Annotated in this window: 26 protein-coding genes and 1 pseudogene (2 of these 27 running past the window's edge); 15 read left to right on the top strand and 12 right to left on the bottom strand. The window is 50.6% G+C overall.

Annotated elements, in window-relative coordinates:
• Positions 1-10: the end of a group II truncated hemoglobin gene (locus EZV61_RS13310; RefSeq protein ID WP_131416174.1), read on the top strand. Its footprint begins 437 nt before the window's first position; the window shows 10 of its 447 coding nt (coding positions 438-447); its start codon lies beyond the left edge, outside the window; it ends in the stop codon at positions 8-10.
• On the opposite strand, the gene EZV61_RS13305 is transcribed toward EZV61_RS13310, so the two are convergent.
• On the bottom strand, positions 1-843 hold the 5' portion of the coding sequence (locus EZV61_RS13305; RefSeq protein WP_130567866.1) for a LysR family transcriptional regulator. It extends 6 nt beyond the left edge of the window; 843 of the gene's 849 nt are visible here — the first part of the coding sequence; the start codon lies at positions 841-843; the stop codon falls past the left edge of the window. The two genes, EZV61_RS13310 and EZV61_RS13305, sit on opposite strands and share 16 nt — an antisense overlap.
• A 153-nt stretch (positions 844-996) precedes the next feature.
• Here EZV61_RS13305 and EZV61_RS13300 point away from each other — a divergent pair, with 153 nt between their 5' ends.
• Positions 997-1,380 (top strand): MaoP family protein, encoded by a 384-nt coding sequence (locus tag EZV61_RS13300; RefSeq protein ID WP_114339231.1) that lies wholly within the window; start codon positions 997-999, stop codon positions 1,378-1,380.
• A gap of 38 nt (positions 1,381-1,418) precedes the next feature.
• Here the strand turns inward: EZV61_RS13300 and hemF are convergent, their stop codons facing one another.
• Together hemF and tsaC are read right to left on the bottom strand one after the other, a co-directional pair.
• Positions 1,419-2,345, bottom strand: coding sequence for an oxygen-dependent coproporphyrinogen oxidase (gene hemF / locus EZV61_RS13295; protein WP_130567864.1), 927 nt, complete (start codon positions 2,343-2,345; stop codon positions 1,419-1,421).
• A 15-nt stretch (positions 2,346-2,360) separates the two neighbouring features.
• Positions 2,361-2,912, bottom strand: coding sequence for an L-threonylcarbamoyladenylate synthase type 1 TsaC (gene tsaC, locus EZV61_RS13290; protein ID WP_130567863.1), 552 nt, complete (start codon positions 2,910-2,912; stop codon positions 2,361-2,363).
• Between the two features lie 179 nt (positions 2,913-3,091).
• Between tsaC and purE the strand changes: the two genes are divergently transcribed.
• Positions 3,092-3,577, top strand: coding sequence for a 5-(carboxyamino)imidazole ribonucleotide mutase (gene purE, locus EZV61_RS13285; protein WP_114339234.1), 486 nt, complete (start codon positions 3,092-3,094; stop codon positions 3,575-3,577).
• A 2-nt stretch (positions 3,578-3,579) separates the two neighbouring features.
• Entirely contained in the window at positions 3,580-4,716 is a 1,137-nt protein-coding gene (locus EZV61_RS13280) for a 5-(carboxyamino)imidazole ribonucleotide synthase (protein ID WP_130567862.1), read from the top strand.
• 3 nt (positions 4,717-4,719) lie between these two features.
• Here EZV61_RS13280 and EZV61_RS13275 read toward each other — a convergent pair whose 3' ends face one another.
• Genes EZV61_RS13275 through EZV61_RS13260 form a run of 4 tightly spaced genes read right to left on the bottom strand, consistent with a single transcriptional unit; the run spans position 4,720 to position 7,966 of the window.
• Positions 4,720-5,283 carry a DNA topoisomerase family protein gene (locus EZV61_RS13275; protein WP_114339236.1) on the bottom strand — a complete coding sequence of 188 codons (564 nt, stop codon included), beginning with the start codon at positions 5,281-5,283 and terminating at the stop codon, positions 4,720-4,722.
• An 18-nt stretch (positions 5,284-5,301) separates the two neighbouring features.
• The gene (locus EZV61_RS13270; protein WP_114339237.1) at positions 5,302-5,775 is read right to left on the bottom strand and encodes a DUF494 family protein; all 474 of its coding nucleotides are present in this window, start codon (positions 5,773-5,775) and stop codon (positions 5,302-5,304) included.
• Positions 5,768-6,853 (bottom strand): DNA-processing protein DprA, encoded by a 1,086-nt coding sequence (gene dprA, locus EZV61_RS13265; RefSeq protein ID WP_131416172.1) that lies wholly within the window; start codon positions 6,851-6,853, stop codon positions 5,768-5,770. Before dprA ends, EZV61_RS13270 begins: the two co-directional genes overlap by 8 nt.
• Before the next feature lie 15 nt (positions 6,854-6,868).
• Entirely contained in the window at positions 6,869-7,966 is a 1,098-nt protein-coding gene (locus EZV61_RS13260) for a LysM peptidoglycan-binding domain-containing protein (RefSeq protein ID WP_165569607.1), read from the bottom strand.
• A gap of 131 nt (positions 7,967-8,097) precedes the next feature.
• Here EZV61_RS13260 and def point away from each other — a divergent pair, with 131 nt between their 5' ends.
• From def to EZV61_RS13235, 5 genes and pseudogenes are all read left to right on the top strand, one after another.
• On the top strand, positions 8,098-8,613 hold the full coding sequence (def, locus tag EZV61_RS13255) for a peptide deformylase (RefSeq protein ID WP_131416168.1): 516 nt from the start codon (positions 8,098-8,100) through the stop codon (positions 8,611-8,613).
• Positions 8,614-8,625: 12 nt separating this feature from the next.
• Entirely contained in the window at positions 8,626-9,588 is a 963-nt protein-coding gene (gene fmt / locus EZV61_RS13250) for a methionyl-tRNA formyltransferase (RefSeq protein WP_131416166.1), read from the top strand.
• Complete coding sequence (gene rsmB, locus EZV61_RS13245; RefSeq protein ID WP_131416164.1) at positions 9,575-10,897, top strand: 16S rRNA (cytosine(967)-C(5))-methyltransferase RsmB; 1,323 nt, start codon at positions 9,575-9,577, stop codon at positions 10,895-10,897. Before fmt ends, rsmB begins: the two co-directional genes overlap by 14 nt.
• Before the next feature lie 82 nt (positions 10,898-10,979).
• Positions 10,980-12,359 (top strand): annotated as a pseudogene (gene trkA, locus EZV61_RS13240) (Trk system potassium transporter TrkA); the annotation flags it as partial.
• Positions 12,360-12,375: 16 nt separating this feature from the next.
• Entirely contained in the window at positions 12,376-13,839 is a 1,464-nt protein-coding gene (locus EZV61_RS13235) for a TrkH family potassium uptake protein (protein ID WP_131416162.1), read from the top strand.
• 3 nt (positions 13,840-13,842) lie between these two features.
• On the opposite strand, the gene hemG is transcribed toward EZV61_RS13235, so the two are convergent.
• From hemG to pepQ, 4 genes are all read right to left on the bottom strand, one after another.
• The gene (gene hemG, locus EZV61_RS13230) at positions 13,843-14,379 is read right to left on the bottom strand and encodes a menaquinone-dependent protoporphyrinogen IX dehydrogenase (protein ID WP_131416160.1); all 537 of its coding nucleotides are present in this window, start codon (positions 14,377-14,379) and stop codon (positions 13,843-13,845) included.
• Positions 14,380-14,406: 27 nt separating this feature from the next.
• Positions 14,407-15,858 (bottom strand): TrkH family potassium uptake protein, encoded by a 1,452-nt coding sequence (locus tag EZV61_RS13225; RefSeq protein WP_114339246.1) that lies wholly within the window; start codon positions 15,856-15,858, stop codon positions 14,407-14,409.
• 109 nt (positions 15,859-15,967) lie between these two features.
• Positions 15,968-16,579, bottom strand: coding sequence for a YigZ family protein (locus EZV61_RS13220; RefSeq protein ID WP_131416157.1), 612 nt, complete (start codon positions 16,577-16,579; stop codon positions 15,968-15,970).
• A gap of 6 nt (positions 16,580-16,585) precedes the next feature.
• A complete protein-coding gene (gene pepQ / locus EZV61_RS13215) occupies positions 16,586-17,908 on the bottom strand; it encodes a Xaa-Pro dipeptidase (RefSeq protein WP_114339248.1) in 1,323 nt (440 codons plus the stop codon).
• Positions 17,909-18,169: 261 nt separating this feature from the next.
• On the opposite strand from pepQ, the gene fadB reads away from it, so the two are divergent.
• The 6 genes from fadB (at position 18,170) to tusA (ending at position 23,905) form a co-directional block, all read left to right on the top strand.
• Positions 18,170-20,320, top strand: coding sequence for a fatty acid oxidation complex subunit alpha FadB (gene fadB, locus EZV61_RS13210; RefSeq protein ID WP_131416155.1), 2,151 nt, complete (start codon positions 18,170-18,172; stop codon positions 20,318-20,320).
• Positions 20,321-20,338: 18 nt separating this feature from the next.
• A complete protein-coding gene (gene fadA / locus EZV61_RS13205) occupies positions 20,339-21,502 on the top strand; it encodes an acetyl-CoA C-acyltransferase FadA (protein WP_114339250.1) in 1,164 nt (387 codons plus the stop codon).
• Positions 21,503-21,670: 168 nt separating this feature from the next.
• Positions 21,671-22,036: a response regulator gene (locus EZV61_RS13200; protein ID WP_114339251.1), complete on the top strand. Its 366-nt coding sequence runs from the start codon at positions 21,671-21,673 to the stop codon at positions 22,034-22,036.
• A complete protein-coding gene (locus EZV61_RS13195) occupies positions 22,033-22,647 on the top strand; it encodes a chemotaxis protein (protein WP_114339252.1) in 615 nt (204 codons plus the stop codon). The genes EZV61_RS13200 and EZV61_RS13195 overlap by 4 nt, the downstream gene beginning before the upstream one ends.
• A gap of 11 nt (positions 22,648-22,658) precedes the next feature.
• Positions 22,659-23,597, top strand: coding sequence for a sensor domain-containing diguanylate cyclase (locus tag EZV61_RS13190; protein WP_114339253.1), 939 nt, complete (start codon positions 22,659-22,661; stop codon positions 23,595-23,597).
• Positions 23,598-23,644: 47 nt separating this feature from the next.
• Entirely contained in the window at positions 23,645-23,905 is a 261-nt protein-coding gene (gene tusA / locus EZV61_RS13185) for a sulfurtransferase TusA (RefSeq protein ID WP_131416188.1), read from the top strand.
• 9 nt (positions 23,906-23,914) lie between these two features.
• On the opposite strand, the gene EZV61_RS13180 is transcribed toward tusA, so the two are convergent.
• The gene (locus EZV61_RS13180) at positions 23,915-24,448 is read right to left on the bottom strand and encodes a hypothetical protein (protein WP_114339255.1); all 534 of its coding nucleotides are present in this window, start codon (positions 24,446-24,448) and stop codon (positions 23,915-23,917) included.
• Positions 24,449-24,621 lie beyond the last annotated feature (173 nt).

The following is a 24,621-nucleotide window of genomic DNA, read 5'->3' as shown; positions in this document are numbered from 1 at the left end:
TGAGGTTTGATCCAGTAGAGCCACAACCTGCTGCAATGCTTCCAACTGCTGATTTTGACAATGATAAACACCGTGTACACGCCGCGTGATCACCGGGGCGTCTACAACAGCAAAAAGTTCTTTCTGTTGCAGATAACTTTCCACCATCAGCTTTGGCAGGTAAACAGCGCCACCAGACTGCAACATAAACTCTAAGGCGATCCTTGCTGACGGCGTATGCAATATGGCCGCGCCAGCATGGGGAAGCTCCTGTGCGTGACGAATGCTAAACGCCGTGCCCCAATCCACCCGCAGGTATCGACTGGACAAGGCCTCATCCAGCCCCTGCCCCTCGATACTGCTCACCATAATTAAATCAAGATCAAACAAGGAGTGTTGCACTGTCTCTTCATTGGCTGGGGGATCAAACATCATGAGTAGGTCGATAGTTCGGGCCTGCAGTAACTTCATGCCCTGTGCCGGCGCACAGATCTCAGCCCGCAACCCCACCCCCGGCATACTGATACCAATGTTCGCCAACGAGGTTTGTAAACTAGCATCCCAAATATTGGCTGGCGCAGCGATAGCCAGTTGCGACATCTGACGACTATCTAAAGCGACCTCCTGCTGTGCCCGTTTCCATGCCAACAACATGGCATCCGCATGTCCAACTAAGCGTTCACCGGCCCCGGTGAGTTGAATATTATTCCGATGGCGGGTGAACAGTGTTGCCCCCATTAACGTCTCTAACTGTCTGATCCGAAAGCTCACGGCAGAAGGTGTAAGGAAAAGATTCTCCGCTGCCTGACCAAAATGGCGCGTACGCTGCACCTCCAAAAATGTTTTTAGCAACTCGGTATCCAACGTTATCTCCGAAATTTTTTCACGTGGCGTTAAAATTTTTTTGTTTTACGACCCAAAGGTCTATTGCTATTACTTCGCAAAACCAGATTCGTTCACCCGCTTGGTGAAACACCAAGTGACTTAGGGCAAGAAAACCAACTGAGTTGAAATAAGATGGCGACTAACAGTTTTGTAGCAGAGAAGCGCTTTTTTGACGACAAAAATTATCCACGAGGGTTCAGCCGTAGTGGCGACTTCACCAAGCAGGAAGCGGCCCTACTAGAGAGTCAGGGGCGCACGTATCAAGCTTTATATGAAGGCACCCGCGCTCCCGCTACGGCAGAGGAGCAAGCTTTTGTCGATACATTCCAAACCGAGCAAACAGCCACCACTCTGGAAACCAAGATCTGGGAGAAGTACCTAAAACGCACGCAAAAGCGCCGTGTGTTTACACTGTTCGGCTCTTCCAAACAGAGCTCCGATGAAAGTGATGACGATAGTCCCAACGATGATATTGACGTTGATGACTTAGACGATGCGGTTGGGGCAAAAGATTGAATGAAAAAAGGCAACGGTTCGTTGCCTTTTTACTGTTATCAGCCTAGCCAGTTCTGCGGTTTAAGGTAGCGCTCATAAAGTAACTGCTCCGGTGAGCCTTCAGCCGGCTGCCAGTTATATTCCCAAGCCACCAACGGCGGCATCGACATCAAAATAGACTCGGTACGTCCGCCAGTTTGCAAACCAAACAGCGTGCCACGGTCATACACCAGGTTAAACTCAACATAACGACCACGACGATAGAGCTGAAATTGTCGCTGCGATTCATTAAAGGGGGTCTGCCAACGCTTTTCCACGATAGGTAGATAAGCCCGCAGAAAGCCATCACCCACCGCCTGCATAAAAGCAAAACTTTGGGCAAAGCCAGGGCTGTTCAGATCATCAAAAAACAAACCGCCGACACCACGGGTTTCACCCCGATGCTTGAGGTAAAAGTAGTCATCACACCACTGTTTGTACTTCGGATAGCACTCATCACCAAACGGTTGGCAAAGATCTGACGCTGTTTGGTGCCAGTGCAACACATCCTCTTCAAACGGGTAAAAAGGCGTTAAATCAAAACCGCCACCAAACCACCAGACCGGTGCCTCTCCCTCTTTTTCAGCAATGAAGAATCGGACATTGGCATGGGAAGTCGGCACAAAGGGGTTGTTGGGATGAATAACGAGAGAAACACCCAGCGCCTCAAAACTTCGCCCAGCCAATTCTGGACGGTGGGCAGTGGCCGAAGCAGGCATCTCATGCCCCGTGACATGGCTAAAATTGACACCCGCCTGCTCAAACACCCGGCCACCTTTCAACACCCGACTTCTACCACCGCCACCCAAGTGGTCTTTTGCAGGATCTCGCTGCCAGGCATCTTCTGCAAAGCTTGCAACGCCATCAATCGCCGCTAAACCATCACAAATGGCATCTTGTAGGGCGAGCAAATAAGCTTTTACCGCGTATTTATCTACATCTTGCACACCTGATTCCTTCTATCAGCTAGAACGTAGGATCTGTCCTGTAAGACCATTACGGATCTCGGAGGGCGCAGCATTGCCGCCAACCGCTTTATCAATAACCACAGCCACATCCAGCAACACCTCCGGTGCCAAAGCTGATGCAGTTCGAGCGGGTTCTTGGCCAGCCAGGTTGGCACTGGTAGAAACAATCGCCCCGCCAAATTCGACACATAAAGCGGTCACCACTGGATGCGCCGACACTCGTACCGCCACACTATCAAATAGCCCAGAAACCAATGCCGGACAACTTGATGATTTTGGCAAAGTCCAGGTAACAGGGCCTGGCCAACAGGCAAACACCTCCGCACGACGCTCAGGGGTAAGTGCCGTATCATCAATATATGGCAAGAGCTGGCTGTAGTCGGCGGCAATGAGGATCAAACCTTTTTCCGCTGGTCGCTGCTTTAACGCTAACAACTTTGTTAGCGCTTGTTCATTGTTAGGATCACAACCCAGGCCAAACACAGCCTCAGTTGGATAGGCGATAAGCTCACCCTGCTTTAACGCTTCGACGGCATCAACAAACATCTATTAAGGTATCATCTTAAGGCGATTAATCACTGGCGTCGTTTATAGCACAGCACACAGCAAAGAGGCCAACCGGCACAGCTAGAGAGCATTCTCGATGACTCAATTCAACTTGTTGACGGAAACGGCTATAATTCGGCTTCTTATAGCGCTCTGACAGTCAAACAGCAGGAGAGGCAATGCAAGTAGGTATTATTATGGGGTCCAAATCAGATTGGCCCACCATGAAGCACGCAGCAGATATGCTGGATCATTTTGGCATTCAATATGAAACCAAAGTGGTCTCAGCCCATCGCACGCCTCACCTACTGGCTGAGTATGCAGGATCTGCACAAGCCAGAGGATTGAAAGTGATCATCGGTGGTGCAGGCGGTGCAGCTCACCTGCCAGGAATGACAGCAGCCTTCACCAGTCTGCCCGTTCTAGGTGTGCCAGTGCAGTCGCGCATGCTAAAAGGTATCGACTCACTGCTCTCTATTGTGCAGATGCCCAAAGGGGTCGCGGTTGGCACCTTAGCCATAGGTGATGCCGGCGCAGCAAATGCAGGCCTTTTGGCAGCGCAGATCATTGGCGCATTTGATCCCGCAATCATGGCAAAAGTGGATGAGTTCCGCCAAAGCCAAACCGATACTGTTCTTAGCCAACCGGATCCTTCCCAGGAGTAAGCATGCAGGTACTGGTATTGGGTGCGGGCCAGTTGGCTCGCATGATGTCCCTCGCTGGCGCACCGTTAGGCTTGAAGGTAAAAGCGTACGATGTACGCAGCCATACAGTGGTTCACCCATTGACGCTGGAGAATTATCAGCAGGATCTGGCCGCCGGCTTGATCGACTGCGACGTGGTCACTGCGGAGTTCGAACATATTCCGCAAGATATCCTCAGTCAATGCCAAGCCAGTGGCAAATTCCTGCCTGGCGCGGAAGCGATCCGCATAGGAGGTGACCGTCGCTTGGAGAAGCAACTTCTCGATAGTGCTGATGTCCCCAATGCCAAATTTCAGGTTGTCAGCACAGAGGCAGACCTGCATCAAGCGATTGCCTCTATCGGTCTGCCACTGGTACTGAAAAGCGCCCTAGAAGGTTATGACGGCAAAGGTCAGTGGCGACTAAAAACCACAGCGGACGCCGCTCAGGTATGGGCTGAAATTTCATCTTTTCTCCAAGAAAGCAGTGCTAATCAGGCGATAGTCGCCGAAGCATGGATCCCATTTGACCGCGAAGTGTCAGTCATTGGTGCGCGCGGCAAAGATGGTTCGGTGAAGGTCTACCCTCTTACCCAAAATCATCATGAGAATGGCATCTTGAGCCTGTCTGTTGCCCTTACCGACGCAGAACAATTGCAGCAGCAAGCCACCCATGCATTTGAGAAGCTTACGAAGACACTGGATTATGTTGGTGTGCTGGCGATAGAGTTTTTTGATGTCGACGGCGAGTTGCTGGTCAACGAAATAGCACCCAGAGTGCATAATTCAGGACATTGGACCCAGCAAGGCGCTGATGTATGCCAGTTTGAAAACCATTTGCGCGCAGTCTGCGGCTTAGCCATTGGCAACACTCAATTAGTATCAGCGGCAGCCATGGTCAACGTGATCGGTACAGATAATATCCCCAACAGCATCCATCAGCTCGATGGGGTCCACCTGCACTGGTATGACAAAGATAAGCGTGCCGGACGCAAAATGGGTCACATCAATGTCTGCGCTGAAGATAAAGCTGAGTTGAAAAAGCGTTTAGCGGCACTGCTCAAGCAGCTTGATGAAGCAGACTTCCCCGGTTTGCACCAAGCGGCACAAGCGCTAGTGTAGATATCAATCGGGGCGGGTCTGCTTTTTTCCGCACCGCTTATTCGCACACTGAAGCTGGTCACCGGAGGCCAGCTTTCTTTCCAGCAACAAACCAAAACCACAAAATTCACAGTTGCCCAAATGAGGTGGATGATTCACCGCGAACTGGCACTTAGGATAAGCATTGCAAGCATAGAATGTTTTGCCATAGCGATTGGTTCGCTGAGTCAGCTCGCCAGATTGGCATTTAGGGCACTTAAAACCGGTATCATCAGAGGTTTCTAACTGAGTGTGATAGTGGCATTCAGGGTAACCGGTACAGCCGATAAAAAATCCATAACGCCCCTGTTTCAGCGCCAATGGTTTCTCGCAATCGGGACACGGCAACTCCAATTCGCGCTCAATACGATGCTCTTGCGCATGGGTAGGACGGCTGAAGTGACACTCAGGATAATTGCTACACCCCCAAAAAGGTCCGGAACCACTGCCCCGTAAAACCAAAGAAGCCCCGCATTCGGGGCACTTTTCCTGAGATTTTTCGATAGCGCGCTGCGACGCATCGAACAGCGTCGAATCAATTTTTACCATGACAGGCCTCGCTTTCTTTTAATGGAGAAAGCCTTCGTTGACCTCAAACACCAAATCTTCCATCTGAGAGTAAGCACCTTCGCGACCTGGCACGTTGAAAAGCACCATCAGGATCACCCATTTCAGGTCTTCCAGTTCGATACTTTCCATATCGAGTTCCATCACTCGATCAACGACCATTTCCCGCGTTTCCATATCCAATACCTGGATATTCTCTAAAAACATCAGGAAACCGCGACATTCAGCATCAAGCTGCTGCGCTTCTTCAGCTGTATACACCCTGGTTGAGACAGCATCGCTACGCACTAAGTAGGGATGTCTGTCACTGTCTTGCAACTCGGCAAGCCCCTCTAACCAGCCTAAAGCTTTTGAAATTTCATCACGCCTAAAGCCTGCGCGGGTCAACTCTGAGGTTAACTCCTCATGATCGACCATCACCTCTACATCACTGTGGATGTAATTTTCAAAAAGGTACATGAGGATATCAAACATAATCGGTCCTCCTCACTCGCTGGTAACCACCTGGTACGACAGCTACTTCACCTTCGATCTCTAACATGGTCAGCTGCTGCATCACCGCTTCAATACTGCGGCCGCTGCGACTGACAATCAGATCTAAAGGAGTAGCCACATCTCCTACACTATCCAACAAACTGCCACTTGGCAATTTTGATTGCAGAGGTTTTTCTATCGCTATCACATGCGATGTCATCACCTCCTCTAATATATCGACCGGAGAAGTAACTAATTTAGCTCCCAACTTAATTAATTGATGACAACCTGCCGCTTCGGGGTCTGACATTGCCCCCGGAACAGCAAAAACCTCCCGGCCTTGCTCCGCTGCTAACCTAGCAGTGATCAAGGAGCCGCTCTTTAATCCTGCAGCAATCACCAAGGTGCCCAAAGAGAGGCCACTGACAATACGATTACGTTTGGGAAAGTGTTGCTTTAAAGGCGGCGTGCCCGGCACAAATTCGCTAACCAACGCACCGCCTTGATCAACGATTTGGTGAGCCAAATCACGATGACCCGCAGGATAGATCCGATCTGGGCCGGTGGCCATCACCGCAATTGTCTTACCTTTGTTTTGTAAAGCAGTGCGATGAGCGGTGCCATCAACCCCACGCGCCAATCCACCGGTAATACACATGCCCGCCGCAGCGATCGGCGCAACTAACTTCCGCGTATTCTCCAAATGGTTGGGCAAGGCCGCGCGGCTACCCACCACAGCCAGCTGCGGTTGCGCAAGCAACGTCACATCACCACAAACGAAAAGTAACGGCGGCGGATCGGGTAACTCGTTGAGTAGCGGTGGATAAGCGGCGCACGACCGAGAGACTATATGACATAGCTCCTGCTGAGCCCACAGCAAACAGTTGTCAATTAACCGCCAATCAGGTGAACTCAATGCCGTTGTTTGCGGCTGGGTTAAGGGGAGTTGGGCAGGAGCAAGGCTAAAGACTTGCTCAATGCTGTATTTAGAAAGCAATTTGGCGGCACTACGGCCGCCAAATCTTGGAAGTTGTGACAACACCAACCAACGTTCAATATTGCAACTTGGTTGGCGCATACTCACGAGATCTCGCTATGGGTTGGTTACAATATCCAACTGCTTCACAGGCTTGTCCGTGCGCATAATCAAGCCATAACTGACCTTCTCATACACTCGAAACACTAGCAGCTCTCCGACGCGCTCATCGGGTAATTGAACCATCACCTCTTCGTCACCAAATTCAATCGCCATTTTTTCAAGCGTGTTGGCATCTTCTTCATACTGGGGACGCTCAGGCGGCTCATCGTACATCACGGCGCCAGGCTGCATGATCGCTAATACATGACCGGCTTCGATATTGTGATTTGCACCAATACTCATCGCAACCACATCAAACTTACCCACGTACTTGGAGTAGTTGGCAGTATGGATGATATGACCTTTCACTAAGCGGTTAGGCTCATGGGGTTCAAAGAACGCCGGTAACACTTCACGCTCAAGGACTGGGATCAACTTATCGCCATTACGCACTTCATACTTGCTTTCAACAATCTCAAGCTTAGTGAAGTTACCTGCCGGCATAGATTTCGCGATTGCCACCAACTTGGCTTCATAGCCCAGCAACTCTTCCGTTTCCGGATGCATCAGGGCTTCACCTGGTCGATAAATACCGAACAGCTGTCCCTGCGGCGCATCAACGCCTTTCGCATACATAGTCTGTGGATAGCTAGAGCGCGTAGTGCCGTCGTTTGTTCCCAAAACATAGGGTAGGCTCGCGATCTCTTCCTCCGACAATACCTGCTCATAAATCAGGAACGGACGGATCTCTTTAAGCGGGATCGTTGGGATCGGCGCTTTCGGTTCACTGGTACGAACCTTAGGCCCCAATTTTACAATCCGGGTTGAAGAGGGTTTGGATTTCACCAGCTTAGGTTGCTCATTAATCCAGACCAGCTGCAACTCATCACCAGGGTAGATCAGGTGAGGGTTATCAATTTGCGGATTCGCCTGCCATAGCTTAGGCCACAGCCATGGCGTTTTCAGGAACATAGAAGATATATCCCAAAGCGTATCGCCCTTCTGCACGATATAGGTTTCAGGATAGTCGGGGTTCAATTCGATTTCGGTAGCATAAGCTGCCGTTATCACTAGAGTAAGTCCCGCAACCAAGGCAAGCAGTCTTGTTCTCACGCGGAAACCTTCCTTGTTGTTATTTGTCTTCATAATAAGACCATGCTGTTTTTCCCAGCCATGACTGGCTAGAATGTCGGCATGGCAACCACTGTTCTATTAATAGTCCAAAAAAGAAGAGTCCAAATACCATGGCGGTTTTAGAAGTCCTTCATTTTCCTGACGAACGTCTTCGCACCGTAGCGTCACCGGTGCCGGAGGTCAACGACGAAGTTCGCAAAATTGTCGATGACATGTTCGAAACTATGCGCGACGAAAACGGCGTCGGCCTCGCAGCGACACAGGTTAACATCCATAAGCAGATCGTTGTAATGGATGTGTCCGAAAAAAGTGATACACCCCGCGTATTTATCAATCCGGTGATCATTGCCCGCGATGGTGTCCAATGCAATGAGGAGGGCTGCCTATCAGTACCTGGCACCTATGCATCGGTCGAGCGCGCAGAAAAAGTCACCGTAGAAGCGTTAGATCGTAACGGCGAAAAATACCAGCTAGAGGCAGAAGGCTTGCTGGCTATCTGTATTCAGCATGAGTTAGATCACCTGCAAGGGAAGCTGTTTGTTGATTATCTGTCGCCCCTAAAGCGGCAGCGAATTAAGAAAAAGCTAGAAAAAGAAGCCAAGCTAGCTGCGCGTTCAGCGTCATAAACAGAGGTCATTGTGTCACGCCCATTAAATATCGTTTTTGCCGGTACCCCTGACTTTGCCGCTCGCCACTTAGCGCGGCTTATCAGCAGTGAGCATCGAGTGGTGGCAGCCTACACTCAGCCAGACCGCCCAGCCGGACGTGGCAAAAAGCTACAAGCTAGCGCCGTCAAGCAGTTAGCGGAAAGCCACCAGATTCCGCTATTTCAACCTAGCAACTTCAAGCAAGCAGAGGATGTTGAACAGCTAAAGGCGCTTAACGCCGATATCATGGTGGTCGTGGCTTACGGTTTACTTCTGCCCAGCTCAGTACTCGACACGCCGAAATTGGGTTGCATTAACGTGCATGGTTCCTTGTTGCCGAAATGGCGCGGCGCGGCGCCGATCCAACGCGCAATCTGGGCTGGAGATCAACAAACCGGTATTACCATTATGCAGATGGATATCGGCTTGGATACGGGTGATATGCTGCATAAAGTGGTTTGCGATATCACCCCCACGACCACCAGTGCCAGCCTATATGAAACCCTCGCAGAACTAGGTCCAGACGCTTTATTGCAAACACTTGAACGGATAGCTGATGGCGACATCACTCCAGAGGCGCAAGATGATGCAAGCGCCAGTTACGCAAAAAAGCTCAACAAAGCCGAAGCCACAATCGACTGGCAACTCCCTGCCTCTGTCGTCGATCAGCGCCGTCGCGCATTTACGCCCTGGCCAGGCAGCCAGTTTCATGTGGCTGACGCCATCGTCAAAGTGCATGATATGGAAGTGATCGACAGTGCAACGAACGCCGTTGCCGGCACTATCCTCAGCGCCGATAGTGAAGGGATCATAGTGGCCACCGGGCAGGGACAGATAAAGTTAACCCAGCTGCAGTTACCGGGCAAAAAAGCCCTACCGGCTGCAGATATCCTCAATGCTCGCAAGGCTTGGTTCGAGCCAGGCACCATATTGAGTTCCGATGACAACAGCTAATCCCAATATCCGTGCACTGGCTGCACAAGTCTTATTCCAAGTCGTTGATAAAGGGCAAAGCCTGACGCAGGCGCTGCCACCGCAACAAAGTCGATTACAAGATGGCCGCGACAAAGCACTGCTACAACAGCTTTGCTACGGCGTTTTGCGGCAGCTGCCAACGCTGGAGTTTTTTCTTAATCAACTGCTGGAGAAAAAACTCACCGGCAAGCTGCGAACCGTTCATTTTCTGTTGATGGTTGGGGTTTACCAACTCATCGCCAGTCGCATTCCTGCGCACGCTGCCGTTGCCGAGACCGTCGCTGCGGCAGTCAAACTGAAGCAGCCTAGGCTAAAAGGGTTGGTCAACGCTATTCTGCGTAATTTTCAGCGTCAGCAACAAGCGCTCGAAACTGCGTTAGCCAGCAATGAGACAGCCGATGCGATAAAACACGACCATCCTGGATGGTTACTGAATAGGCTGAAACGAGCTTATCCAGACCAATGGCAACAGATCGCAAAAGCCAATAATCAAGCCGCGCCGATGTGGCTACGCCCCAATCAAGCTAAAGTGGCGCCACAGGCCTACCAGCAGCTGTTGCTTGACGCTGAGATCCCCTGTCAACCAGCGCAGCCCCATGGCGCCATCTGCCTAGATAGCGCTGTCGATGTACATAAACTTCCAGGCTTTAATGATGGCCTAGTTTCCGTGCAGGACGGCGCACCGCAGTTTGCCGCATCATTGATGGCTGGCCAAGCGGGAGAACAGATACTAGATGCCTGCGCTGCACCGGGCGGAAAAACCGCCCACATCGCTGAAATGGTGCCGGATCTCAAACAACTGGTTGCCGTAGATATTGAAGAAAGCCGTTTAAAACGAGTGCATGAAAACCTTGCCCGCCTCAGTCTAAATGCCACGGTTATTTGTGGTGATGCCGCTAACCCCGATGCATGGTGGAGTGGTGACCAATTTGACCGCATCCTACTTGACGCGCCCTGCTCTGCCACAGGCGTCATCCGCAGACACCCGGATATCAAATGGCTGCGCCGCAACGACGACATCGCCAAGTTAGCTACACTGCAAGCTGAGATCCTTAGCGCAATGTGGAAACTCCTCAAGCCCGGTGGCACGCTACTTTACGCCACCTGCTCCATCTTGCCAGAAGAGAACAGCGAACAGGTTAAACGCTTTTTGCACACCCAAGCAGACGCTGAACTGCTCAACATCAATGATCGAGACAACGTAGACACGCCCGGTTGGCAGATCCTGCCCGGCGAACAGCAGATGGATGGCTTCTATTACGCACTTCTGCGTAAGCAACTGAACTAAACAGCGAAAAAGTGCGGGATAAGGTCAAGCTTATCCTCGCATAAGCCTCTATAATCTCTGCAAAACATGACTAAATTTTACGTCAATGAAGATTATTATTCTGGGTGCAGGGCAAGTAGGGGCCACGCTGGCTGAAAATCTGGTCAGCGAGCGTAACGAGATCACTGTCGTAGATAGAGATGGCGAACGCCTGCGCGAACTCAAGGACAAGCTCGATCTGCAGGTCATTGCCGGTCATGCCCCTCACCCCGATATCATGCGCAATGCGGGCGCTGAAGATGCCGATATGTTAATTGCCGTCACGGATAGTGATGAGATTAATATGATCGCCTGTCAGGTTGCTTTCAGTCTGTTTAATACGCCAACCAAAATCGCCCGGATCCGTTCAGACCAGTACCTGCACCACAAAGCGCAGCTGTTTCACAGCCAGGATATTCCGGTCGACCACTTCATCGCCCCAGAACAGCTCGTTACTCAATATATCAATCGCTTAGTTAACTATCCCGGCGCTCTACAGGTGATGGAGTTTGCTGAGGGACGCGCCTCATTGGTGGCGGTGAAAGCCTACTATGGTGGCTTATTGGTTGGTCGTGCACTGTCAGCTTTGCGCGAGCATATGCCGAATATTGAAACCCGTGTTGCCGCGATTTTCCGCCAAGGGCGCCCGATTAGACCCCAGGGCACCACAATTATCGAAGCGGATGATGAAGTGTTCTTTATCGCCGATAGCCGCCATATCCGCGCGGTGATGTCGGAGATGCAGAAGCTTGAACGCAGTTACAAGAAGATCATGATCGCCGGTGGGGGCAATATCGGTCTGGGTCTGGCCAGAGCGCTAGAAGAGCGCCATCAAGTTAAGTTGATTGAACGCAGCCCCAATCGCGCAACTTATCTTGCCAACGAATTGAGCAAAACCACGGTATTTTGCGGTGACGCATCGGATCAAGAGCTGCTTGGCGAAGAACATATTGAACAAACCGATGTCTTCATCGCCGTCACGAATGATGATGAAGCCAACATCATGTCAGCGATGCTCGCCAAGCGGATGGGTGCAGCCAAAGTAATGGTATTGATCCAGCGCGGCGCATACGTAGACCTGGTACAAGGCGGCGAAATTGATATCGCCATCAGCCCGCAAACCGCAACCATCTCGGCACTGTTATCCCATGTGCGGAAAGCAGACATTGTTAACGTCTATTCATTGCGACACGGTGCTGCCGAAGCGATTGAAGCGATAGCTCACGGCGATAAAAACCAATCGAAAGTAGTGGGTCGTGCCGTGCGCGACATCAAACTCCCGCCGGGCACCACCATAGGCGCAGTCGTGCGAGGAGAAGAGGTGCTAATTGCCCATAAGAGCACGGTCATCGAGTCAAACGACCACGTGATTATGTTCCTGGTCGACAAGAAGTATGTCGGTGAAGTAGAGAAGCTGTTCCAACCCAGCCCGTTCTTTTTCTAGAGCCTGCAGTTAGCAAATGTCTACCATAAACTACCGGCTTATCTGTTTGCTGATAGGCCTATTTCTCTCAAAATTGACCATGCTGATGGTGATCCCATTGGGGCTATCATTCATCGATCATGACGGGCTCACCTTCCATTATGTGCAATCCGCTGGCGTAACCGCAATTTCAGCCATCGCACTGTTAGCTCTGGGACGAGGCACCCGACGCTCACTCAGCCAGTTAACTATGCGGGTACGAGATATGTTTATGCTCACTACCTTGACTTGGTTGGTGATGACCGCGTTTGCAGCACTTCCTCTGATATTTGTACCCCACACCAGTTACACCGACGCTTTCTTTGAAACCATGTCAGGCGTTACCACCACCGGCAGCACCGTGATGTCGGGGCTGGATGCCCTACCCCGCAGTATCCTAATCTGGCGCTCACTGCTGCAATGGCTCGGTGGCATCGGCTTTATTGTCATGGGTGTAGGTATTTTACCGTTTCTCAATGTTGGCGGCATGCGCCTGTTCCAAACCGAATCATCCGATTGGTCAGATAAACCCGTACCGCAAACCCGCCGCTACACGCAACAACTGCTATGGCTTTATATCGGCTTAACCCTGCTGTGTAGTCTCTGCTACTGGTTGACTGGCATGAGCCTGTTTGAAGCCGTTTGTCACGCCATGACCACGCTTTCCACCGGCGGTTTTTCTACCTCTGATTCCTCCATGGCTGAGTTTTCCAGCGCCAGCCACTGGGTAGGCAGCGTGTTTATGCTGTTGGGAGGACTGCCCTTTATTCTGTTTATCTTGATGATCCGACGTCGCAGCCTAAAGGTTTGGCGGGATGAACAGGTCAGCGGCTACCTCGCACTGATAGCCGTCACCACACTGATCTTAAGCGTCTGGATGTGGCAAGTTGAACCGGTAGATTATATTGATGCCCTGCGCCTCACGCTGTTTAACATCGTTTCAGTGATCACCACGACAGGATTTGCTTTAGGGGACTACACCCAGTGGGGCAGTTTAGCGGTGGTAATGTTCTTCTTTCTAACCTTTGTCGGTGGTTGCTCCGGCTCCACCGCGGGGGGGCTGAAAATATTCCGCTTTCAAGTCGCCTTTAAGGTGATCTACCAACATATGAAACGTCTGGTACACCCTGCCGGCATATTTCCACGTAGATACAACGACAGAGAAATATCAGATGAGATCATCACTTCGATGATCGTACTGATGCACCTGTTTTTTCTCACTTGGGTGCTACTCTCTTTGGCGCTTGCCATGCTCGGGATTGAACCACTCACCGCTCTCACCGGTGCGCTCACCGCCCTCACCAATGTGGGGCCAGGGCTAGGGGATCAGATTGGTCCATCAGGGAACTTTGCTGACCTACCAGATACGGCAAAATGGCTATTGAGTATCGCGATGTTACTGGGGCGGCTTGAGATCACCACTGCGGCAGTTCTTTTACTGCCAACCTTCTGGCGCAAGTAAGTACTAACCAACCATCTTGTTTAGTTGACCAGCAAAGCTATCCACTGCCTGCCAGTCGGTGAACTCTACATCCTGACTAGGATCGGTTGGTCCCTTGGTCATTTTCATAATCAAACGAATGATCGCTTTGTCATACCAGCGGTACTTAGAGTAAACGCAAGCACCAGCAAACACTCCCTGCACAGTAGGATGCCAAGGAGATTTAACGGCAAATTTGCGCATATAGGCGTTAGTCTCTGGAGTGTTCTTATCCGCTTTACGCGCAGTCAAATTCACTCCAAAGAAAGCCGATGGTACGCTGGCCAGCGCATGGTGATGACGTTGAATAAACTGATAAAACAGTTGGCTGAAATGACCATAACGGACCGAAGCACCAATGACGATGCCATCATAACCGGCGATAGAAAAAGTGGCAGCCAACTCAGGAATGCTCACCAGCTCCACCTCATGCCCACGGGCCAGTAGTCGCTCCGCCAAACGGTTAGTGATCTTAAACGTTTGTCCTTCACGACTGTGAAACGCCATCAAATAACGCGCCATGAATAATCCTTAAATAGCCAAATTGAATTAGTTACGCCAGAACGCCGGAGTAAAGATCACCAACAGGGTAAAGATCTCAAGACGCCCAAACAGCATGGCTATAATCAACACCCACTTGCTGCTATCAGGGATCTCACCATAATGAGATGCCACCTCGCCTAAACCTGGCCCCAGGTTATTCAGACAGGCTGCCACCGCAGAAAATGCCGTAAGATCGTCCATTCCAGTGGCGATCAAAAGCAGCATGCAGAAGATAAATACCAAGGTATAAGCAGAAAAGAAGCCCCAAATCGCTTCAATTACCCGCTCGGAGAGCGGGCGCGAGCCCAGTTTAATACTGATAATCGCTTTCGGGTGTACCAGTCGCTTTAGTTCTCGCATTCCCTGCAGGTGCAGGATCAGCACTCTAACCACCTTCATCCCTCCCCCCGTCGAACCGGCACAACCACCGATAAACGACGCAAAGATCAGCAGGATAGGCAGAAAGATCGGCCAATCATGAAAGCCCGTGGTAGCAAAACCAGCAGTGGTGCCCATGGAAACCGCTTGGAATAACGCATGATCCAAAGCCGAATTAGGATTTTCATAAACCTTGCCATGCACCAAGACAAAAAAGCACACCGCCACGATCACTAACTGGAAAAACAGAAAGCCTTTAAACTCAGGATCAGAGAGGTAGTGATAGATAGATTTGGCACGCCACGCCGTGTAATGCAGCGCAAAGTTGGCACCAGAGATAAGCAGAAAGACCACACAAATCAGGTTGATCAGACTGGAATCAAAATGCCCGATGCTGGCGTCATAGGTGGAAAAGCCACCAATAGCGATAGTGGAAAAGCTGTGGCAGATAGCGTCAAACAGGTTCATACCCGCGGCCCAATAGGCTGCAGCACAGGCTAACGTCAAAGAGACATAGATATACCAGAGATGTTTTGCGGTATCGGCGATCCGAGGCGTCATTTTAGAGTCTTTCACCGGCCCAGGCGCTTCAGCACGATAAAGCTGCATACCGCCCACGCCAAGGATAGGTAGGATGGCGACGGCCAGCACAATGATCCCCATACCACCCAGCCATTGCAGCTGCTGACGATAGAACAGCACAGCTTTAGGCAAGGTTTCAAGATTGGTCAGAATGGTCGCGCCAGTCGTCGTTAACCCAGAAAATGATTCAAAAAACGCATCGGTATGACTGATCGATGGCGTTTCCGTCAACATCAGTGGCACAGCCCCCACACTGCCTAGCACTGTCCAAAACAGCACCACAATAAGGAAGCCTTCCCGCGCTTTTAGCTCAGCACGAGAATAACGATTTGGAAACCACAGCATAAAACCAATAAACAGGTTAAACAGGAAGGCCAGGAAGAACGGTAAGCCGCCGCCATCTTTAAAAATTAAAGAGACGAGGATCGGTGGCACCATGGTGACACTGAAAAGGCTAATCAACAGCCCGACGATGCGGATAATGGCACGATATTGCATCTACGAGCGCTCAGCCTCCATTGCGTATTGTGGCGAATCAAGCATCTGTTATGGATCTGTTTTTCTTCGAATATGGCGCCAGTGTAGGGCGAAGCAGAGATTATGCAATCTACTGCTTCACAACACAGCGGATTTGTCCGCCAGAGATATTGGTCAATTGCATTTGCAGCCCAGCGCTATGACGCTCAGGCACCGACACAGTAAACAACACATCATCGGCAAAAACTGAATCCAACAACTCAGCCTCAAACTGCTGTAGCAGCTGCTCAACACGCCCCGTTAAATCGTAACTTAACCGCAGCAACAATTGCTGTTCCGGTTCAACCGCCAACCACTGCGCCTGCTGCATTGCCAACTGCGCCGTACCACCATACGCACGTACCAAGCCGCCAGTTCCCAGCTTGATACCACCGGAGTAGCGCACCACGGCGATACAGATCTGACCAACACCAGCCCCTTGCAGTACCGCTAATATGGGGCGCCCAGCGGTGCCGCTCGGCTCACCATCGTCACTGAAACCTAAACAATGACTATCATCCGGTGTCCCCGCAACAAACGCGGAACACACGTGCCTGGCTTGGGGATGCAGCGCTCGCACCGACTCAATGTAGGCCTTGGCCGCTTGTGGCGACGCCACCCTGGCTGCAAGCGCAATAAATCGACTGCGTTTAATCTCCTGCTCGGCTGAGGCTGGCGCGGTCAACACCCGATAAGTAGCCATTAACGGTTACGCCAAGCCCAGATCCCGGGTCATATTCTCGGTACGATCTTGCAACACAATCAGGTTGTCTTCGATGCGAATACCACCATAACGCTTGAACTGTTCCACCTTATCCCAGTTGACGGCTGTACTATGGGCACAATCACGCAGGCTGGCTAACAAACTATCAATAAAGTAAAGACCGGGCTCAATCGTAAACACCTGACGTGGTTCGACTTTGCGGGTCAAACGCAGAAATGGATGTTGTTTCGGTGCCGGTTGATGAGTCCCACGTTCATCAGCCATAAAGCCGCCAACATCATGAACCTGCAGACCAAGGAAGTGGCCAAGACCATGGGGGAAAAAGGTTCGCGTCACACCACTTTCAATCATCGCTTCCGGACTCATATCAACAAATTTGAACCGTTGCAGCACCTCAGCAATCAGCAAGTGCATTGCTTTGTGGAGATCGGGGTAAGCGACCCCCGGCTTGAGCTGCTCCATGATCTGATGATGACATACATCCAACGCTGCAATCAGATCAGCAAACTCATCCTGTTGGAAACTGTAGGTACGGGTAATATCAGCGGCGTAACCATGGAAGTTGGCACCGGCGTCAATCAAAAAGCTATGGTGTTGCGCGGGTTTGCTGCGCTCCAACTGCATATAATGCAAAATCGAAGCGTGCTCATTTAAGGCCACAATATTGCCATAAGGCACATCATTTTCACCATGGCCCGTGGCCTGCAGATAAGCTAACTGGATCTCAAACTCAGAGCCTCCACCATAAAAAGCTGCTTTTGCCGCTTGATGCCCGGCAACAGCGATTTTATTGGCTTCACGCAGCGCCATCAGCTCATAATCACTTTTATACGCGCGGTGGTAATGCAGGTAATTGATCACCCCTTCCGGGTTAATTTGCCCAAAGCCAAGCACCTGTGCCAGCTCCTGTTGCTCACCAATATAAGCAACTTTACTCAGATCCGATGGCAACCAGTCGGCCGCGGCATCCGCTTTCTCCAGCAGTTGGATGGCAAAGTTATCAGTCCAGAAATCCTCTGGCGCATCAGGCACCTTATGCCAAAAATCTACCGGCCGATAAAACAACAACTTTGGTTTATCGTCGCCATTGATAATCAGCCAGCAATTAGGGTTATCGATCACTGGCACCCACGCTTTAAAGTGAGGGTTAACTTTAAATGGATAATCCATGTCATCAAGAAACTGGCGCTTGAGCTGACCAGAGTGGATAACGAGATACTCCAATCCTTCTCTCGCTAATAGGTCACGAGTACGGATCTGCAAATTGGCAATATGCTGGGTAAACAGGAGGCTATGTTGTTCGCTCATGGGCTTACATTCCAAATGATGACTGTCATAGCATACACAATTTCTACCTACTATCACGCTCGCCCCACGGCAAAAATAGCCAAGCACAGCGTAAAACCTGCGTCATATTAAGAAACCCAACAGGCTGGCAAAGCAAAAATTAAACAACCGTTTAAAATAACGGTTGAAATCCAGCCAGATCGCGTCCAAACTTAGCCTTTCTGGTATGACCAGTTATTATAATACGCCTACCTTGACGGGCTAGCCCGACGGGAGAAAAGAATGATATATCAAGGCAAAACCCTCTCTGTACGCTACTTGGAAACAGGTATCGCCGAACTACTGCTAGACGCAGAAGGCTCGGTTAATAAATTCGATCAAGCCACACTAGAAGACTTCAATCTGGCACTGGATGCACTTTACGCCAGCAGTGAATTGCAAGGTGTTCTACTCCGCTCTGCCAAAGAAACCTTTATTGTTGGCGCTGACATCACCGAGTTCCTTGCTACCTTTGCCCTGCCGGAGGAGGAACTACGACGCTGGATCAACCACGCCAACCAAATATTTAATCGCTTGGAAGATCTTCCTGTTCCCACCATTAGTGCCATCCGTGGCTTTGCTCTGGGGGGCGGCTGTGAAGCGATCTTGGCCACTGACCTTAGGGTTGCGGACAACAGCGCCAAAATTGGCTTACCAGAGGTGAAGCTCGGCATCATGCCCGGCTTTGGCGGTACCGTGCGTCTGCCACGCTTAATTGGTGCTGATAACGCGATGGAGCTGATCACCACCGGGAAAGACAATCGAGCAGATAAAGCACTCAGTTTAGGCTTGGTCGATGCGGTAGTGCCTCCAGACAAACTCGATGGCGCCGCATTAAACATGCTGAAAAGCGCCATCAATGGCGATATCGATTGGCAAGCACGGCGGCAGCAGAAGTGCTCACCACTGGGGTTAAACCAAATTGAAACCGCCATGTGCTTCACCACCGCAAAAGGGATGGTGGCACAACAAGCAGGTAAACATTATCCAGCCCCGATGATGGCGGTGAAAGCGATCGAAAAGGCAGCAAGCCAAGGCCGGGATGGTGCGCTTAATGCCGAAGCAGAAGGCTTCATCAAACTAGCGAAGAGTCCGCAAGCAGAAAGCTTGATAGGAATTTTCCTCAATGACCAGTTGGTGAAAGCTAAAGCCAAGCGAGCCGGCAAAACAGCACACAAATTTCAACGTGCCGCGGTGCTCGGTGCGGGTATCATGGGCGGTGGTATCGCCTACCAGTCAGCCTCCAAAGGCACCCCTATTGTGATGAAAGATATTCGTCACGAAGCGTTAGATCTTGGGCTCAATGAAGCAGCTAATCTGCTCGGGAAGCTGGTTTCTCGTGGCCGTATGAACGCAGCAAAAATGGCTGGCGTACTCAACAATATTACCCCCTCCCTTAGCTACGACGCTCTCGCAGATGTCGATGTGGTCGTGGAAGCTGTGGTCGAAAACCCTAAAGTGAAGGCCGCGGTGCTCGCTGAAGTGGAGCAACAGGTGACAGACAACACCATCCTCACTTCGAACACTTCAACTATCTCTATCGATCTGTTGGCTGCGAGCCTAAAACAACCCAGTAAATTCTGCGGCATGCACTTTTTCAACCCAGTACACAGAATGCCACTGGTGGAAGTTATCCGCGGCAAAGAGACCAGTGACGAAACGGTTGCATCGGTGGTCGCTTGGGCTGCAAAACTTGGGAAATCCCCCATTGTGGTCAATGACTGCCCTGGCTTTTTTGTTAACCGCGTACTGTTCCCCTACTTTGGCGGCTTCGCTAAGTTGCTCAGTGATGGCGCAGATTTCACCCAGATAGACAAAGTCATGGAGAAACAGTTCGGTTGGCCGATGGGCCCCGCCTACCTGCTCGATGTCGTCGGTATCGATACCGCACATCATGCCCAGGCGGTGATGGCAGAAGGCTTCCCTGAGCGGATGGCAAAAACTCAGCGGGATGCGATCGACGTGATGTTTGAACAGCAGCGCTTTGGCCAGAAAAATGGCGTCGGCTTCTATCGCTATGAGAAAGATCGTAAAGGGAAGCTAGCCAAACAACCGGCGGCGGATACGCCCGCACTGTTGGCAGAGGTCTCAGCAAATCCGCAAACATTCAATGATGAAGAGATCATTGCCCGGGTCATGATCCCTATGTGTAATGAAGTGATCCGTTGCCTTGAGGAGGGCATTGTCGCCTCACCGGCAGAAGCGGATATGGCACTGGTTTATGGCTTAGGTTTCCCGCCGTTCCGCGGCGGTGTCTGTCGCTATCTGGATCAGATAGGGCTCGACAGCTTTATTGCGCAAGCAGATGAACTCGCCCACCTTGGTCCCTTGTACCAGGTGACAGATGGACTGCGGCAGATGTCTGCCAACGGCAAACGCTTCTTCGCAGGCTAAGGCAGAGAGGAATTACTCATGAAAAACGCTGTAATTGTTGATTGCATTCGTACCCCGATGGGCCGCTCAAAAGGGGGCGTATTTCGCAACGTACGTGCTGAAGATCTCTCTGCACACCTGATGCAGGGACTTCTGAGCCGCAATCCGAATCTTGATCCCAACGAGATTGAGGATGTTATCTGGGGTTGTGTACAACAGACCCTGGAACAGGGATTTAATATCGCCAAAAACGCCTCTCTGCTGGCCGGGCTGCCACGCAGTGCTGGGGCTGTCACCATCAACCGTTTATGTGGCTCGTCAATGCAAGCACTACATGACGCCACCCGCGCCATAATGACCAATGCCGGTGATGTATTTATCGTCGGCGGTGTTGAGCATATGGGGCATGTCCCCATGAGTCATGGCGTCGACTTTCATCCTGGTCTCAGCCGCTCGGTCGCTAAGGCCGCAGGCATGATGGGATTAACAGCTGAAATGCTGGGACGAATGCACGGCATTAGCCGAGAGCAACAAGATGCCTTTGGTGCCCGCTCCCACCAGCGTGCTCACGCTGCAACTATCGAAGGGCGCTTTGCCAATGAGATCTTAGCCACTGAAGGCCACGATGCTGATGGCACACTGATCCAAGTGAAGCATGACGAAGTGATCCGCCCGGAAACCACGGTGGAGTCTCTGGCACAACTGCGGCCGGTATTTGATCCTGTCAACGGCACAGTGACCGCAGGCACCTCTTCTGCACTGTCAGATGGCGCATCGGCGATGCTGGTGATGTCAGAAGATCGCGCCAAAGCATTAGGTTTACCCATCCGAGCACGGGTCCGTTCGATGGCAATTGCTGGCTGTGATCCTTCAATCATGGGCTATGGCCCGGTACCGGCAACGCAAAAAGCACTCAAACGTGCGGGTTTGAGCATGGCCGATATCGACTTAGTGGAACTGAATGAAGCCTTCGCGGCACAGTCATTACCATGCGCCAAAGATCTTGGTTTGCTCGATATGGTCGATGACAAGGTGAACCTAAATGGCGGCGCAATCGCCCTAGGCCACCCACTCGGCTGCTCTGGCACCCGAATTTCAACGACACTACTAAATATTATGGAAGAAAAAGACGCTCAATTAGGTCTCGCCACCATGTGCATCGGTTTAGGTCAGGGGATCGCTACGGTTTTCGAACGCGTCTAACCCTCCTTTTCTCTGCCAAAAATATAAGCGGGTTCAACCTTTATCAATCAGGGCTGGACTCGCTTCACAAAGCCATATTGTCAGGGCTAGGCAGCTATCAGCCCCTATGCTATAAACCCTATAATCACAATTCAGTTACAATTCATTAGATAAGTTTAAGGGTTGGGAATGTCGCTACCCATTTTGATCTGTGACGATTCAGCATTGGCACGCAAACAGGTCAATAAAAGCCTACCGGAAGGTTGGGACGTTGAAGTCACTTTTGCTAAACATGGTTTAGAAGCTGTAGAGCACCTACGTCAGCATCACGTTGCATTGCTCTTTCTAGACTTAACGATGCCAGAACTTGACGGCATCGGCGTACTCGAAACCATCAAGAAAGAAAAGTTAGAAGTGTTTGTCATTGTCATCTCTGCCGATATTCAGCCGGAGATGAAAAAGCGCGTCATGGACCTTGGTGCACTCGACTTCATTCATAAGCCTGTCAACCGTGTTAAGTTGACTGAGATCTTAAACAAGTTCGGACTTTTATGAGCAGCCAGACTATTACCGAAGACCAGAGGGATTGTCTTCAAGAGGTGATCAACGTCGCAATGGGACAGGCCAGTGATAAACTCGCCCGCTTCCTTGAGACTTTTGTTCATCTGGAGGTGCCAGATATCGAACTGGTATCGACCAGCGAAGTTACCGCTATGCTTGCCAGTAACTATGAACAGAATCCGGTCTCTCTTGTTAGCCAAGGCTTTTCCGGTGCAGAAGGACTGCGCGGCGAAGCTCTGCTGATTTACAGCAAAATTAATGCTGACGAAATCGCTGATCTACTTGGCTATACCGAAGATGAGGCAACTCACACAGAGCAACTGACCGATATCAGCTCCTTGCTGACTACCACCTTTCTTGAAGGGTTAGCAGAGCAGATAGAAACTCAGCTTAGTTACAGCGCCCCTCGAGTGATGATGCTGCAGGAACAGGGTATCGCTCGCCAACTTGAGGAAAAAACCTTCAATTGGGAATATGCGCTCAAAGTAAACATCAGCTATCTGGTGACGGATCACTCATTTAACTGCGACATGTTATTGCTATTCCCAGGAACAGCAGTAGAAGTACTCAAGCAGGTGCTTGATCAGATCCTCGAAGATTTTTGATTAGTGGGCGAATGACTCAGAACTTACACAACACCATACTTAACCAAGTTAATACCGGCGTTCTTGTGATCAATTCAGATATGGAAATTGATTACTGGAACCGATTTTTGCAAGTCCACAGTGGCCGAGCAAAGGAAGATATTGTTGGTAGAAATCTGTTTGATGTATTCCCTGAGCTACCCAAACCCTCATTAAGAAGAAAGCTCCAAGGGGTTTTCCTTTTAGGCACTCCCACTTTCAGTTCATGGGAGCAGCGCCGCCACCTATTTGAGCTACCCCACAGCCGCCCGATCACCACAGATAGCGAATTTATGGCGCAGAACTGTAGTTTTCTGCCATTGAAAGATGAATCAGGCCAAGTGAATCAGGTCTGCATCATTATTGAAGACGCTACGGATGTTTGTTATTTCCAAAGCCAGCTGAACGACACCATGGCCAAGCTGGAAAAGTCCAGCCGCACAGATGGTCTTACTCAGATCGCTAACCGTCGCTACTGGGAAGAACGACTCACAATCGAGTTTGCCCGCTGCCATCGCCATGGTGGTGAGCTAAGTTTAATCATGTTTGATCTCGACAAGTTCAAATCAATCAATGATATCTACGGCCATCAAGCTGGTGATTTGGTGCTAGTCAGGACGGCCGCTGAACTAACCAGTATGCTGCGAACTGCAGATCTGGCAGGACGCTACGGTGGTGAAGAGTTTGGCATCGTATTACCAGACACCGATTTAACACAGGCAATGGTGGTCGCTGAACGTATCAGAGAGAAGATAGAAACCACGGTATTTGAGTTTAATGACAAAGTATTGCCCGTCACCATCAGCTTAGGGGTGACCCAGTACGACAGTAGCCAAAAGAACCATGAGAAGATGATTGCGCAGGCTGACGCCGCACTTTATAAAGCCAAGGAGAGTGGCAGAAATATCTCTATCGCCTTTGAACTTGAATAGTCATAGGCCTCCGCTCTATCATGGCTTCGCTATCTGCCGGAGCCATGATGAATACACAACTAAGCTTTCCCCCACACGACCAACAACTAGACACACAAGGCCTACGCTGCCCTGAGCCTGTCATGTTGGTAAGAAAGAAAATCCGCGCGATGGCAGCAGGTGAACAGCTGTTAATACTTGCCGATGATCCGGCGACAACCAGGGATATACCCAGTTTCTGTCAGTTTATGGACCATCAGCTGATCAATGCACAAACCCAACAAAAACCCTATTTCTATATAATAAAGAAAGGGATAGCTGCACACTAGCAAGCAAAGTTAGTTGACCCGCTCACTTTTCGGCACCACTTTCACCGCTACGTCCTGATCTGGAATATCAGTACACCCGCCGCGACGCATAAACAGATAGTTTTGCTGACCTAGCAACACCATTTCATCGCCAAGGTATTCAGCAACAGATAACCGGCCAAGCTCATTATCTACCTGCAGGTTGCGCCCCTTAAACTGGAATTTAGTCGTCGCATTATCGTCGAACTGATCCAGATCCTGAATTTCCAGCTGCCCCGTCATACTCAACGACCAGCGATCAGGATCGGTATAATCACGAACACCACCAATAGAGTGCGACTTAGCGTAGTTACACCAAACGCCAGCCAGGGTTCGAAGTGAAAGCTTATTGACGACGCCAGAGCCGACTTTGTATTCCGCCGACTCGCGATTTTCCTGATGCTCATTACAAGGCATATCACGGTACTCATCACCGTAATCTCCCGTGCAACGATACACTTTGGCTTGAACGCAGAAGCTAACAGAAGCAACGGCTATAATGAGCGCATACCATTTAATTGCCATATCCCTGACCTAGAGCACACCGAACTCCTTGTGTGCGTGACATGTGAATGATTTATATCCATTATCACTAATATAGTTAATGCCTATAAATTGTCCAACAAAAACGCAATATAGACTTGCGTCAAACAACGCAGAGCGGCAAGGTAAGCGGATATATTTAAGTCGTACCTACA

Origin of the sequence: Corallincola luteus (assembly GCF_004336975.1) — a bacterium.
Classification (GTDB): Bacteria; Pseudomonadota; Gammaproteobacteria; order Enterobacterales; family Neiellaceae; genus Corallincola; species Corallincola holothuriorum.
The sequence above is the reverse complement of the archived record's forward strand: the minus strand, read 5'-3'. Positions and strand labels throughout refer to the sequence as shown.